The sequence below is a fragment of the uncultured Parasphingorhabdus sp. genome, assembly GCF_963975735.1.
GTDB lineage: Bacteria > Pseudomonadota > Alphaproteobacteria > Sphingomonadales > Sphingomonadaceae > Parasphingorhabdus.
The window spans coordinates 61,096-73,926 of sequence record NZ_CAXBIA010000007.1 but is presented as its reverse complement, the minus strand read 5'-3'; the positions used below and the strand labels follow the sequence as shown (position 1 = coordinate 73,926).

The window sequence follows — 12,831 nt, the reverse complement described above, 5'->3', positions numbered from 1 at the left end:
AGCTACCCCTTGCCCTTGGTCTTGGTGTTGCCGGCTTTCGCCTTTGCCTCGATAAATTCGATGATCTGGCCGGCGACATCCTTGCCGGTGGCCGCTTCGATTCCTTCGAGACCCGGAGAGCTGTTCACTTCCATGATCACCGGACCGTGATTGGCGCGCAATATGTCGACGCCAGCCACGTTCAGGCCCATGACCTTTGCCGCGCGGATAGCGGTCGAGCGCTCTTCCGGCGTGATCTTGACCATTTTGGCAGAGCCACCACGGTGCAGATTGGACCGGAAGTCACCTTCCGCGCCGGTCCGCATCATCGCGGCCACGACCTTGCCGCCGACAACGAAAATCCGGATGTCGCTCGAGCCGGCCTCCTTGATGAATTCCTGCACGAGAATATTGACGTTGAGGCCGCGGAAAGCCTCGATCACCGACTTGGCGCTGTTGTTGGTTTCACCCAGCACCACACCAATGCCCTGGGTTCCTTCGAGCAGCTTGATAACCGCCGGCGCGCCGCCGACAATCTTGAGCACCTCGTCGGTCTGCTTCGGATCATGCGCGAAAGCCGTGACCGGCAGGCCCAGGCCATGTTTGGCGAATATCTGCATCGAGCGCAGCTTGTCGCGCGAACGGCCGACGGCGACGCTTTCGTTCAGCGGCCATACGCCCATCATTTCGAACTGGCGCAGCACGGCTAGGCCATAATGGGTGATCGATGCGCCGATACGCGGAATGACCGCATCGAAGCCGGTCAGCGTTTCACCGTTATATAATATGCTCGGGCGATGCGAGGTGATGTTCATCGTACAGCGTAATGTGTTGAGAACCCTCATTTCATGCCCGCGTTCTTCAGCCGCTTCGACCAGGCGTTTGTGTGAATAAAGTCTGGGATTACGTGCGAGCATAGCGATTTTCATAAATTATCTTTCTTCGTGCCGGCCCAGCATCCAGCGCCTGGCGCTGTTAACGAGAAAGCCCCGCTTCAGCGCCCGGCGTCCTATCAGGACCGGAAATATCATTGATTGCCTGTTGGCAAGTGTCATATGCCCGACCCACTCCAGTGGCCCGAGCTTCATGACTGTCTCTACCACATAACGGGTTTGCATGACACCATTGCTACTCTTTATTCTACGCTGTCCATAGACCAGCGCTTCACAATGATAGTCCGGGACACCGGATCCCATCGGGATCGTAAATTTCACATAGGGCTGGCCATCTTTATCAAACGGCTTGATCCGGGTGGCGTGGAGCGAGGACGTCGCTGCCCCGGTGTCGACCTTGGCGTGGAGGTTTTTTACGCCAAATCCAGGCAAATCGATAAGTTCGCACCAGCCTATTTCGCAAGGTTCTTTAAGCTTGGTACGAAGCCGCTTTGCCTTTGGAGTTATTGTCTGCGCCATCGACCATGATCTGGCCGATGGCGCTTTTTTGCGCAAGAAAATTATGTATCAGGTGACACCATATGCAAGCATGGCGTCGGCGACTTTTTTGAAGCCTGCGATATTGGCGCCCTTCACATAGTCGACATAGCCATCGCCCTGATCGCCATATTCGACACATTTGCCGTGGATGCCTTTCATCAGTTCGGTGAGCATTTCGCCGAGCCGCTCATGGTTCCAGCTGATCCGCTCTGCATTCTGGCTCATTTCCAGACCGGAGACAGCAACACCGCCGGCATTGGCCGCCTTGCCGGGGCCGTACATGATCTTGGCATCATGGAAAACGTGGACGCCTTCCAGCGTGGTCGGCATATTCGCGCCTTCCGACACAGCGATAACGCCGTTGGCGACCAGTTCCCTGGCTTCCTCTTCATTAAGCTCATTCTGCGTCGCGCAAGGCAAGGCCAGATCACATGGCACGCTCCAGGGACGAGCGCCTTCATGATAGGAAGCGCCGGTGAAATGGTCGGCATATTCGCTGATCCGGCCACGCGTGTGGGTTTTATGATGTTTGACCCAGTCAATCTTCTCCTGGTCAATACCATCGGGATCGTGGATGAAGCCGCCGCTGTCCGAGAGGGTCAGAACCTTGCCGCCCTGCTTGGTGATCTGCTCTGCTGCATGGGTAGCGACATTGCCGGATCCCGAGATAACGGCAGTCTTGCCAGCGATCGCGTCGTTGCGATGCTTGAGCATATTTTCCATGAAATAGACCGCGCCGTAGCCGGTCGCCTCGGGGCGCATCTGCGACCCGCCATATTCGATGCCCTTGCCGGTCAGCACGCCTTCCCAGCGGTTGGTGATCCGCTTGTACTGGCCAAACATATAGCCGATCTCGCGTCCGCCCACGCCGATATCACCGGCGGGAACATCCGTGTCCGGGCCGATGTGACGATAAAGTTCGGTCATGAACGACTGGCAGAAGCGCATGACTTCGGCGTCCGACTTGCCCTTAGGGTTGAAATTCGCCCCGCCCTTGCCGCCGCCCATCGGCAGTCCGGTCAGCGAGTTTTTGAACGTCTGCTCGAACGCCAGGAATTTCAGCACACTTTCGGTAACGCTCGGGTGGAAACGGATGCCACCCTTATACGGGCCGATCGCATTGTTATTCTGGATGCGATAGCCGCGCTGGACGCGGACATTGTGATTATCGTCTTCCCAGCAAACCCGGAAGGATATCACCCGGTCGGGCTCCGCCATGCGGCGCAATATCTGCGCGCTGTGATACGCTTCCTTGTCTTCGATGAAATCGAAAATATCCATCGCGACTTCGTGAACCGCCTGAACAAATTCAGGTTGTCCCGGATTGCGCTTCTTGACGCCTTCCATGAATGTCGGAAAATCTACATGATCGGAAACGGCCATCGTCTTACCCCTCAAATATTGAATGTCTGCACGACCCGTTATTCGCCGCCAGCCTCCTCAAGCCGACCACAAGTATGAAACCATCATAGTACTATTAAACCACCGACGTAAAGTGTTGAGATCGAGCCGGAATCAGCTCGGATCGTCACCTTCATCAACTGCGCTGGCGCTCTCGTCGATTTGCTCGTCGGCGCCATCCTGCAAACCGGCATCAGCCGCGTCAGGGTCACTGAACAAGGCGGACAGACGCGCGAGTTGCTCGCCGATCACACCGTCCACGGCAGGAGCGATCTGATCCACCGGGAATTCCATGTAACCACCCACTTTATAGGTGAACCGGACTACGGTAGCGTCGCCCTGCGGTTGCAGCTGCACGGTCAGCGTGCCGGTCACAGCTTCGCCCTGCAACGGACCCAGCGCACCGGACATACGGAGCATCTTGCCATTATGCGCGTAAATCACACGCATATGCTGGACGCTGCCATCCGATGATTTGATATTGTCGTCGGACGTGGTCCGGATCAGCTCGCAAAAGCAACCGCCAGCCTGCGGGACGAGATAGAAATTTTCCGCATTGCCGGTCCAGCTATGATCACCGTTCCAGTAACGCGAAGGCGCAATCAGGGCTTTCCAGACCGCGTCGCTATTTCCGGCTATCTCGGTTTGATGCTGTACGGTGAAACCATTCGCGGCGGTGTTGGTCACTTCTGCCTGCGCGGATGTCACGCTGCAAAGCGCTGCCATTCCCGAAATTGCGTGAAATGCCAGCTTCATCATGACCATGTCTCCAGTGCGTTATCTCAGAGCGACAGAACCGCCTCGATCGCGTCGTTGACTTCCGCCATGCTTCCCATGCCGTTCACCTTGCGCACGATACCGCGCGCTTCGTAGATCGGGAGAATGGGCGCGGTCTTGGCGCGATATTCCTTCATGCGGGTGCGCACGGTTTCTTCATTGTCATCGGGACGACGCTTGAATTCGCTTTTGCCGCACACATCGCAAACGCCTTCCTTGACAGGTTTCTTGAATGTGTCGTGATAGCCTTCGCCGCAATTTCCGCAGGTGAAGCGGCCAACAATGCGCTCGACCAGCGCGTCTTCGTCGACAGCAAGCTCGATAACATAGGAAAGGCTGCGATTTCTCGCCGCCAGAATCTCGTCCAGCGACTCGGCTTGCGCGGCTGTCCGCGGATAGCCGTCAAAAATAACGCCCTTGTCGGGGCCAAGCTCGTCGAGCTTGTCGCCAATAATACCGGACACCACTTCATCTGGGACCAGTTCGCCGGCGTCCATCAGGGCCTTGGCCTTCAAGCCAACCTCGGTGCCGGCTTTCACCGCCGCCCGAAGCATGTCGCCAGTGGATAGCTGGACCATGCCATGCTCGTCTTCAAGACGGCTGGCCTGCGTGCCTTTTCCGGCACCCGGTGGTCCCAACAAGATGATATCCATGAATTGCCCCTGTTGTCGTGTAATGATTCTGATCCGGACCTAACGCCTTCCGGCCTTAGCGTCTACGCCGACCACCCTTGAGTTTCGCTTTCTTGAGCAGATCGCCATATTGCAGCGCCAGCAAATGGCTCTGAATCTGGGTCACCGTGTCGACCGTCACATTGACGACGATCAGCAGGCTGGTGCCGCCCAGGAAGAAAATCGGAAGATTGGTTTGCGCCATGACATATTCCGGCAAGACGCAGACCAGCGCCAGATAGGCGGCGCCGACCACGGTGATCCGGGTAAGCACATAATCGAGATAGTCTGCGGTATTCTTGCCCGGACGAATGCCTGGAACAAAGCCACCGTTTTTCTTGAGATTTTCAGCCGTCTCTTCGGGGTTGAAGACAACCGCAGTGTAGAAGAAACAGAAGAAGATAATGCCCGACGCATAGAGCGCCATATAGAGCGGCTGGCCATGCGCCAGATACTGGTTGAGCGTGATGACAAAATCGCCGAACCATGTTTCGCCCGCGGTCGCATTGCCGGCAAACTGGCTTACCGTCAGCGGCATCAGCAACAGCGAAGAAGCGAAAATCGGCGGGATGACGCCTGCCGTATTGACCTTCAGCGGCAAATGGCTGCGGTCGGCCTGCATCACGCCATGCTGGGTGGCACGCTTCGGATATTGGATCAGCACCCGTCGCTGCGCGCGCTCCATGAAACTGATGAACAATACCAGTCCTACCACCATCACGATCAGACCTACAATCGTCAGTGCGTTGATCGAGCCGGTGCGGCTGCCTTCCATGAGGTTGCCGACGAAAGTAGGCATCTGGGCGACAATGCCGGCCATGATGATCAGCGAAATACCGTTACCGATACCGCGGCTGGTGATCTGTTCACCCAGCCACATCAGGAACAACGTACCGCCGACGAGACTGATAACCGCGCCAACGCGGAACATATAGCCGGGCTCGACGACCGCCTGCAGACCCGACTGGGAAGCAAAGCTTTCGAGGCCAACCGCAATGAAATAACCCTGCACGGCGGTTAGACCGACCGTACCGTAGCGGGTATATTGATTGAGTTTCTTGCGCCCCGCTTCGCCGTCTTTTTTGATCGCTGCCAGCGTTGGTGACAAAGCTGCCGCCAACTGGACTACGATCGAAGCGGTAATATAGGGCATAACGCCCAGCGCGATCAGGCTCATCCGCTCTAGCGAACCGCCCGAGAATGTATTGAAGATATCGAGAACGCCGCCACGGGTCTGGTCATAGAGATCAGCCAGAACGACCGGATCAACACCGGGGAGCGGAACGAAGCTGAGCATCCGGAAAATGACCAGCGCTCCGAGCGTAAACCAGATGCGTTTCCGCAATTCGGTAGCCTGACCGAATTTCGATAGACTTAGATTGGCTGCGACCTGATCGGCTCTTGATGCCATGCTTGACTTCCCTGCCCCAAAGTTAGTTTGCAACGCGCCTCTGCTTAGGCAGAGGCCCATCTCCAACTATTGCGTATTGGTGCAATCTCCGGAGATGAATAGCTGCCTTTGCAACTATGCAACCCGCCCCATATCGGATGTTAATCCATCAAAAACAAGGGGCCAGAAAAAGAGGCGCTGAAATCAGCGCCTCTCGAAGATCAATCTTTCTTTTTCGCGCGGTTCGCGGCTTTTTTCTCGCGAGCAGGCTTGGAAGCAACAGCTTTTTTCTCGCCTTTGGGACGGCGTTCGCCACCCGCTGGAAGAATTTCGACTTTGCCGCCGGCCTTTTCAACCGCAGCAACAGCAGCTTTCGAAGCGCCTGCAACGGTGATCGTGATTTTCGCTTTCAACTCGCCTTTGGCAAGCAGACGAACGCCGTCTTTGCCGCCACGGGCCAGACCAGCAGCTTTCAATGTTGCGTGATCGATCGTGCCTTTGCCGTCGAGGCTTTTGCTGTCGATGAACTTCTGGATCATGCCCAGGTTGACTTCCGCATAGTCGGTTCCGAACGGGTTGTTGAAACCACGCTTTGGAAGACGCATGTGGAGTGGCATCTGGCCGCCTTCGAAGCCCTTGATAGCTACACCGGAACGGGATTTCTGACCTTTTTGGCCACGTCCAGCGGTTTTACCTTTGCCCGAGCCGATGCCCCGACCGACGCGCATGCGTGATTTGCGTGCGCCGTCATTGTCTCTAAGTTCGTTTAATTTCATGTCTTGTACTCGCTTTCGCTTTTATGCGCACGGAAGTCTCGGGTGTTACCCTTCGAGAACTTCCACCAGATGATGTACTTTGCCGATCATACCGCGGACTTCAGCGGTATCTTCCAGTTCGGAAACACGGTGCATCTTGTTGAGACCGAGACCGATCAGCGTCTTGCGCTGGGATTCCGGACGACGGATCGGAGATCCGATCTGCTTGATTTTAATTTTGGCCATCAAAGTTTACTCCGTAACTGCCGCGGCATCTGCTGCCACTTCAGCAGCCGAACCGCCAGCACGTGCAAGCAGGTCGGTCACTTTCTTGCCGCGTCGCTGTGACACGGATTTCGGGCTCGACTGATCTGCCAGTGCGGCAAAAGTTGCGCGGATCATGTTATAAGGATTGGCCGTACCGTTTGACTTGGTCACAACGTCGGAAACGCCGAGACTTTCGAAAACAGCACGCATTGGACCACCGGCAATAATACCGGTACCGGCTGGTGCCGAACGGACGGTCACGTTGCCCGCGCCAAACTGGCCAGTGCCATCATGGTGCAGGGTCCGGCCTTCACGAAGGGGTACACGAACCATATTCTTTTTCGCAGCAGCGGTTGCCTTGGTAATGGCTTCCGGCACTTCGCGTGCCTTGCCCTTACCGAAGCCAGCCCGGCCCTTGCCGTCGCCAACCACAACCAGTGCAGCAAAACCGAAGCGCTTACCGCCTTTGACAGTCTTGGAAACGCGGTTGATGTGGACCAGTTTCTCGACCAGCTCTTCGCCGCCGTCATTGTTGCCACGACCACCACGATTATTGTTGCGTCCGCCGCCACGATTGTCGCGACCGCCGCCACGGTTATCACGGTTGCCACCGCCGCCGCCACGGTTTCCACCGCGTGCTGGACGATCGGGAGCGCCACCGGTTTTCGCTTCAGCCGCTACAGCAGCTTCCGGCTGATTGCCTTCGCCAGTGGTGCCCGGCTGTGCCGCGCCTTCTGGTGTTGTTTTGTCATCAGCCATATTAAAACTCCAATCCGCCTTCACGTGCTGCGTCGGCCAGGGCCTTCACACGTCCGTGAAACAGGAACCCGCCACGGTCAAAAATTACTTCTTTAACGCCTGCCTTCTTGGCTGCTTCGGCAACGCGCTTGCCGACATCGGCTGCAGCTTTGCTATCCGCACCGGTTTTGACAGATGACGCTTTGTCGATGGTCGAAGCGGAAGCCAGCGTTTTGCCCTCGGCATCGTCGATAACCTGGGCATAGATATGCCGGCTCGTACGATGGACGGACAAACGAGGCTTTGAGAGCCCGCGCTTCCGCAATTTGCTGCGTACGCGTTGCTGGCGCCGTTTGAACTGAGAAATATTCGCCATGGCTTATTTCTTCTTCCCTTCTTTGCGGAAAATATATTCGCCGCGATATTTAATACCCTTGCCTTTATACGGCTCGGGCTTGCGCCAGCGCCGGATTTCGGCAGCGACCTGGCCAACCTGTTGCTTGTCCATGCCGGTGATTTCGATCGTGGTCTGGTCAGGTGTCTTGATCTCGATACCGTCAGGGATCGCGAAGTTGACATCATGACTGTAACCGAGCTGCAGGTTCAGGTTTTTCCCCTGAGCCGCTGCACGATAACCAACGCCGTTGATTTCCAGCACCTTGGTAAAGCCGCTGGTAACGCCGTCGACCAAATTCTGAACCAATGTACGCTGCATTCCCCAGAACGCGCGTGCGGTCTTCGATTTGTTCGCTGGCTTCACCAGCAAACCACCGTCGCCCAGTTCATAAGTCAGGTCATCAGACATAGGGGTCGAAAGCTCGCCCTTTGGCCCTTTGACCTTGACCAGGCCATCTTCCATCACGGCAGTGACGCCGTCCGGAATAGTTACTGATTTTTTGCCGATACGGGACATGATTAGAATACCTCAGCCAGTACTTCGCCGCCGACTTTCGCCTGGCGCGCTTCCGCGTCAGACAAAACACCTTTTGGCGTCGATACGATTGTTATGCCCAGACCGTTACGCACCCGTGGCAGATCTTCAGATCCGCTGTAGACACGACGACCAGGCTTTGAAACGCGGGCCACGTGGCGGATAGCCGGCTCGCCTTCAAAATATTTCAGTTCGATCCGCAAACCGGGGTGCTTGTTGACCTCTTCTTCGCTGTAGCCGCGAATATAACCTTCGCGCTGCAACACTTCGAGGACGGCACCGCGCAATTTGGACGCAGGTGTTACGACGCTGTCTTTGCGTGCCTGTTGTCCGTTACGGATACGGGTGAGCATGTCACCCAAGGGATCGGTAAAAGCCATATTATCTCTCCCTTACCAGCTTGATTTCGTTACGCCGGGAATCAGGCCTTTATTGGCCATGTCTCTCAGCTCGATGCGGCACAGGCGGAACTTGCGATAATAACCGCGTGGTCTTCCTGTGGTTTCACAGCGGTTGCGCACGCGTGTTGGATTCGCATTGCGCGGAATTTCCGCCATTTTGAGGCGCGCCATCAGACGTTCGGTCTCGTCGAGAGACTGGTCTGCTGCCATAGCCTTCAGTTTCGCATAACGGCCGGCGTATTTCTTCACCATCCGCTTGCGTTTTTCGTTTCTGTTAATGGAACTCAGTTTCGCCATGACTTAAGTTCTCGTCCTTCCGTATAATGAAGCGCTCATGCGGCTTCTTTTTCTTCCGATTGTTCCTCTTTAGGGAACGGGAAACCAAATAATGCCAGAAGCGCACGCGCCTCGTCGTCAGTTTTTGCGGTTGTCGTTACAATCACATCCATGCCGCGGACAACGTCGATGTTGTCATAGGCAATTTCAGGGAAAATGATCTGCTCTTTCAGACCCATGGCGAAGTTGCCACGACCGTCAAAGCTTTTCGGATTCAGACCCCTGAAATCCCGGATACGAGGCATTGCGACAGTCACCAGACGATCGATAAACTCGTACATACGTTCCCGGCGCAAATTCACTTTGCAACCGATCGGCATGCCTTCACGCAACTTGAACGTCGCGATCGAGTTTTTCGCCTTGGTGATGACGGCCTTCTGACCGGCAATCAATTCCATTTCATTGGCAGCAGTCGCGACTTTTTTCTTGTCCTGACTGCCTTCGCCCACACCCATGTTGATCGTGACCATCGAGATACGAGGCACTTCCATGTGGTTGGAATAGTTAAACTTCTCCTGCATCGCTTTGACGATTTCCTCGTCATATTTCGTGCGCATGCGCGGGATATATTTTTTATCAGCCATCGACCTTCTCCCCGGACTTTACAGCGATACGCTGCATCTTTCCGTCTTCTGTCTTTTCAAATCGGACCCGCGTCGGCTTGCCGTCTTTCGGGTCAGCCAGGGCCACCTTGCTGATGTGCATTGCCGCTTCACGTCGTTCCAGGCCACCCTGCGGGTTTGCCTGGGTCGGTTTGCGGTGGCGGATAGCAATGTTGATGCCCGAAACGATGCACTTGCCATCTTTCGGCATTACTTTGCTGACTTCACCAGACTTGCCCTTGTCCTTGCCGGACAGAACAACAACGGTGTCGCCTTTTTTGATTTTTGCGTTGGCCATGATTAAAGTACCTCCGGCGCAAGGCTGATGATTTTCATATGCTTTTTCGCACGCAGTTCACGAACCACGGGGCCAAAAATACGGGTGCCAATTGGCTCCTGGTTGTTGTTCACCAGAACCGCTGCATTGCTGTCGAACCGGATAACCGATCCATCCGAGCGACGAATGTCCTTCTTGGTACGAACGATCACAGCGCGGTGAACGTCGCCCTTCTTGACCTTGCCGCGTGGCGCAGCTTCCTTGATCGACACAACAATGATGTCGCCAACGCCGGCAAAGCGACGCTTCGAGCCGCCCAGCACCTTGATGCACTGCACGCGTTTGGCTCCGCTATTGTCAGCGACCTCCAGGTTCGATTGCATCTGGATCATGGATCCAATTCCTTCTTCATAAACCCGGCGAACCGGGCGTTTCCTACTTCGTCATCCCGGACAAATCCGGGATATTCTAAAATTACTCGGCCGCTGGTTCAGCTGCTGGCTTGACCGGCGCCTTGACCTTTTCGTCTTTCGGATCACTTGCCGTAATCTCGCTGACCGTCGGCGTTGCGACACCGGCTGCTGCACCGACCCGCTCCAGAACTTTCCAGGTCTTCAACTTGGAAATCGGCCGCGTTTCTTCGATGCGCACGGTTTCGCCCATGCTGATCTCGTTATTTTCATCATGCGCGTGATATTTCTTCGAGCGCCGGATGATTTTTCCGTAAAGCGGGTGCTTCACCTTGCGTTCGACATTGACGACAACAGTCTTGTCGCCCTTGTCTGACACAACCGTGCCGGTGAGAATACGTTTTGGCATATCGGTTCCTTACGCCTTAGCTTCTGTGGTCGCCGCGTTCGCACGCTCGGCCTGCAAAGTTTTGATCCGGGCGATCGTGCGACGCACTTCCCGCGTCCGGCTTGGTTTTTCGAGCTGGTTGGTCGCAGCCTGGAAACGCAGGTTAAATGCCTCGCGCTTCAGTTCGCCCAGTTCCGTCCCGAGTTGATCGTCGGTTTTGGTCCGCAAATCTTCTGTCTTAATGCTCATCTACCTTAACCTTCCAGATGTGACGTATCGCCGAGGCGGGCCACAACCTTTGTCTTGATCGGGAGCTTCATAGCTGCCCGCTCGAAAGCGATCGCTGCAATCGGTCCAGGAACACCGTCCAGTTCGAACAAAATGCGGCCTGGTTTAACCCGAGCGGCCCAATATTCTACCGAGCCCTTACCCTTACCCTGACGAACTTCGGCAGGTTTCTTGGATACTGGCACATCCGGGAATATCCGGATCCACAAACGTCCCTGACGTTTGATGTGACGCGTGATCGCACGGCGAGCCGCTTCGATCTGGCGCGCGGTAATCCGGTCAGGCTCCATGGCTTTGAGGCCATAGCTACCGAAATTCAGGCTAGAGCCACCTGGCGCTTTTCCTTTAATCCGGCCTTTGAAAGCCTTGCGGAACTTATGTTTCTTGGGTTGCAGCATGATGCTCTACCTATTCCTCAAAAATCAACGTTGGTGCTGCGGACGGACGCCGGAAGTTTGCGCTTCCACATTCAACCGATCCTGAGCCATCGGGTCGTGACCCAATATCTCGCCTTTGAAAATCCAGACCTTGATACCGATAATACCATAAGCGGTCAGCGCTTCATATTCGGCATAATCGATATTGGCGCGCAGCGTATGAAGCGGCACGCGGCCTTCACGGTACCATTCAACGCGCGCGATTTCCGCGCCGCCCAAACGGCCACCACAAACAATTTTAATACCTTCGGCACCGAGACGCAGCGCAGATTGCACGGCGCGCTTCATCGCACGACGGAAAGCAACGCGGCGGATCAGCTGATCGCCAATGCCCTGTGCTACCAGTTTCGCGTCAACTTCCGGCTTGCGGATTTCGACGATGTTCAAAGAAACGTCGCTCGAGGACATGTCGCTCAATTTGCGACGTAGTTTCTCGATATCCGCGCCTTTTTTACCGATGATCACACCAGGACGGGCCGCGTAGATGGAGATCCGGCAGTTCTTGGCCGGACGCTCGATCACAACCTTCGAAATCGCTGCCTGTGGCAGTTCCTTGAAGATATATTTGCGCATCTTGATGTCTTCCATCAAGAGATCGCCGTAATTGGAACCTTCCGCATACCAGCGAGAGTCCCAGGTCCGGTTGATCTGCAGGCGAAGCCCGATAGGATTACTCTTTTGACCCATGGTTACGCCTCTTCCTCTTCATGCTCGCGCACGACGATGCGAACGCGGCTAAATGGCTTGATAATCTTGGCTGAACGACCACGAGCACGCGCTTTCCAGCGTTTCATCGTGATTGACTTGCCGACGCTTGCTTCGTGAACGATCAAAGCGTCAACATCCAGATTGTGATTATTCTCGGCATTGGCGATGGCAGAAGCCAGAACCTTGCTGATGTCCTTGGCCATCGCCTTTTTCGAAAAGGACAATATGTTCAGCGCGTCGCCGGCCTTGTGACCGCGGATCAACTGAGCAACCAAGTTCAGCTTCTGGGCAGAACCACGAATGGAATTGCCGACAGCCAAAGCTTCATTATCGCCAACGCGGCGGGGTGATGATGCCTTACCCATTATTTCTTGCCTTTTTTGTCAGCGCCATGACCGTAATAGTTACGGGTCGGAGCGAATTCACCAAGCTTGTGGCCGACCATGTCTTCGTTCACCGAAACCGGGATGAATTTCATGCCGTTATAAACGCTGAAAGTCAGGCCAACAAAGTCAGGCAATACAGTGGAACGGCGCGACCAGGTCTTGATCGGTGTACGAACACTGTTTTCCTGCGCGGTTTGCGCTTTTTTCAGCAGGTGGAGGTCAACAAATGGACCTTTTTTGATGGAACGAGCCATGC

Annotated in this window: 21 protein-coding genes and 1 pseudogene; all 22 read right to left on the bottom strand. The window is 55.4% G+C overall.

Annotated elements, in window-relative coordinates; translation table 11 throughout:
* Nucleotides 1–2: 2 nt before the first annotated feature.
* Nucleotides 3–908, bottom strand: a complete 906-nt coding sequence (gene rimK, locus AACZ86_RS09870; RefSeq protein ID WP_339691949.1) for a 30S ribosomal protein S6--L-glutamate ligase — start codon at nt 906–908, stop codon at nt 3–5.
* A 3-nt stretch (nt 909–911) separates the two neighbouring features.
* A complete protein-coding gene (locus AACZ86_RS09865; protein WP_339691947.1) occupies nt 912–1,391 on the bottom strand; it encodes a RimK/LysX family protein in 480 nt (159 codons plus the stop codon).
* A gap of 48 nt (nt 1,392–1,439) precedes the next feature.
* On the bottom strand, nt 1,440–2,795 hold the full coding sequence (gene gdhA, locus AACZ86_RS09860) for an NADP-specific glutamate dehydrogenase (protein WP_339691945.1): 1,356 nt from the start codon (nt 2,793–2,795) through the stop codon (nt 1,440–1,442).
* A gap of 132 nt (nt 2,796–2,927) precedes the next feature.
* A complete protein-coding gene (locus tag AACZ86_RS09855; RefSeq protein WP_339691943.1) occupies nt 2,928–3,572 on the bottom strand; it encodes an SRPBCC family protein in 645 nt (214 codons plus the stop codon).
* A gap of 23 nt (nt 3,573–3,595) precedes the next feature.
* Entirely contained in the window at nt 3,596–4,243 is a 648-nt protein-coding gene (locus AACZ86_RS09850) for an adenylate kinase (RefSeq protein WP_339691941.1), read from the bottom strand.
* A 55-nt stretch (nt 4,244–4,298) separates the two neighbouring features.
* Nucleotides 4,299–5,672: a preprotein translocase subunit SecY gene (gene secY, locus AACZ86_RS09845; protein WP_339691939.1), complete on the bottom strand. Its 1,374-nt coding sequence runs from the start codon at nt 5,670–5,672 to the stop codon at nt 4,299–4,301.
* A gap of 200 nt (nt 5,673–5,872) precedes the next feature.
* Entirely contained in the window at nt 5,873–6,427 is a 555-nt protein-coding gene (gene rplO, locus AACZ86_RS09840) for a 50S ribosomal protein L15 (protein ID WP_339691936.1), read from the bottom strand.
* Between the two features lie 45 nt (nt 6,428–6,472).
* Nucleotides 6,473–6,652 (bottom strand): 50S ribosomal protein L30, encoded by a 180-nt coding sequence (gene rpmD, locus AACZ86_RS09835; protein WP_067198352.1) that lies wholly within the window; start codon nt 6,650–6,652, stop codon nt 6,473–6,475.
* Between the two features lie 6 nt (nt 6,653–6,658).
* Nucleotides 6,659–7,432, bottom strand: coding sequence for a 30S ribosomal protein S5 (rpsE, locus tag AACZ86_RS09830; protein ID WP_339691932.1), 774 nt, complete (start codon nt 7,430–7,432; stop codon nt 6,659–6,661).
* A gap of 1 nt (nt 7,433) precedes the next feature.
* The gene (gene rplR / locus AACZ86_RS09825; protein WP_339691930.1) at nt 7,434–7,787 is read right to left on the bottom strand and encodes a 50S ribosomal protein L18; all 354 of its coding nucleotides are present in this window, start codon (nt 7,785–7,787) and stop codon (nt 7,434–7,436) included.
* Between the two features lie 3 nt (nt 7,788–7,790).
* A complete protein-coding gene (rplF, locus tag AACZ86_RS09820; protein ID WP_339691927.1) occupies nt 7,791–8,324 on the bottom strand; it encodes a 50S ribosomal protein L6 in 534 nt (177 codons plus the stop codon).
* Between the two features lie 2 nt (nt 8,325–8,326).
* Nucleotides 8,327–8,722 (bottom strand): 30S ribosomal protein S8, encoded by a 396-nt coding sequence (gene rpsH / locus AACZ86_RS09815; RefSeq protein WP_339691924.1) that lies wholly within the window; start codon nt 8,720–8,722, stop codon nt 8,327–8,329.
* A gap of 12 nt (nt 8,723–8,734) precedes the next feature.
* The gene (gene rpsN / locus AACZ86_RS09810; RefSeq protein WP_176280104.1) at nt 8,735–9,040 is read right to left on the bottom strand and encodes a 30S ribosomal protein S14; all 306 of its coding nucleotides are present in this window, start codon (nt 9,038–9,040) and stop codon (nt 8,735–8,737) included.
* A 35-nt stretch (nt 9,041–9,075) separates the two neighbouring features.
* Nucleotides 9,076–9,663 carry a 50S ribosomal protein L5 gene (gene rplE, locus AACZ86_RS09805; protein ID WP_339691920.1) on the bottom strand — a complete coding sequence of 196 codons (588 nt, stop codon included), beginning with the start codon at nt 9,661–9,663 and terminating at the stop codon, nt 9,076–9,078.
* Nucleotides 9,656–9,979, bottom strand: a complete 324-nt coding sequence (gene rplX / locus AACZ86_RS09800; RefSeq protein WP_339691917.1) for a 50S ribosomal protein L24 — start codon at nt 9,977–9,979, stop codon at nt 9,656–9,658. Before rplX ends, rplE begins: the two co-directional genes overlap by 8 nt.
* A 2-nt stretch (nt 9,980–9,981) precedes the next feature.
* Nucleotides 9,982–10,350 carry a 50S ribosomal protein L14 gene (gene rplN, locus AACZ86_RS09795; RefSeq protein WP_339691916.1) on the bottom strand — a complete coding sequence of 123 codons (369 nt, stop codon included), beginning with the start codon at nt 10,348–10,350 and terminating at the stop codon, nt 9,982–9,984.
* A 196-nt stretch (nt 10,351–10,546) separates the two neighbouring features.
* Nucleotides 10,547–10,777 (bottom strand): annotated as a pseudogene (rpsQ, locus tag AACZ86_RS09790) (30S ribosomal protein S17); the annotation flags it as partial.
* Between the two features lie 9 nt (nt 10,778–10,786).
* A complete protein-coding gene (rpmC, locus tag AACZ86_RS09785; RefSeq protein ID WP_339691913.1) occupies nt 10,787–11,005 on the bottom strand; it encodes a 50S ribosomal protein L29 in 219 nt (72 codons plus the stop codon).
* A gap of 5 nt (nt 11,006–11,010) precedes the next feature.
* Entirely contained in the window at nt 11,011–11,442 is a 432-nt protein-coding gene (rplP, locus tag AACZ86_RS09780; protein WP_067198333.1) for a 50S ribosomal protein L16, read from the bottom strand.
* A gap of 24 nt (nt 11,443–11,466) precedes the next feature.
* Nucleotides 11,467–12,168 (bottom strand): 30S ribosomal protein S3, encoded by a 702-nt coding sequence (rpsC, locus tag AACZ86_RS09775; protein ID WP_339691911.1) that lies wholly within the window; start codon nt 12,166–12,168, stop codon nt 11,467–11,469.
* A 2-nt stretch (nt 12,169–12,170) separates the two neighbouring features.
* On the bottom strand, nt 12,171–12,554 hold the full coding sequence (rplV, locus tag AACZ86_RS09770) for a 50S ribosomal protein L22 (RefSeq protein ID WP_339691908.1): 384 nt from the start codon (nt 12,552–12,554) through the stop codon (nt 12,171–12,173).
* On the bottom strand, nt 12,554–12,829 hold the full coding sequence (rpsS, locus tag AACZ86_RS09765; RefSeq protein ID WP_339691907.1) for a 30S ribosomal protein S19: 276 nt from the start codon (nt 12,827–12,829) through the stop codon (nt 12,554–12,556). Before rpsS ends, rplV begins: the two co-directional genes overlap by 1 nt.
* Nucleotides 12,830–12,831: the final 2 nt, after the last annotated feature.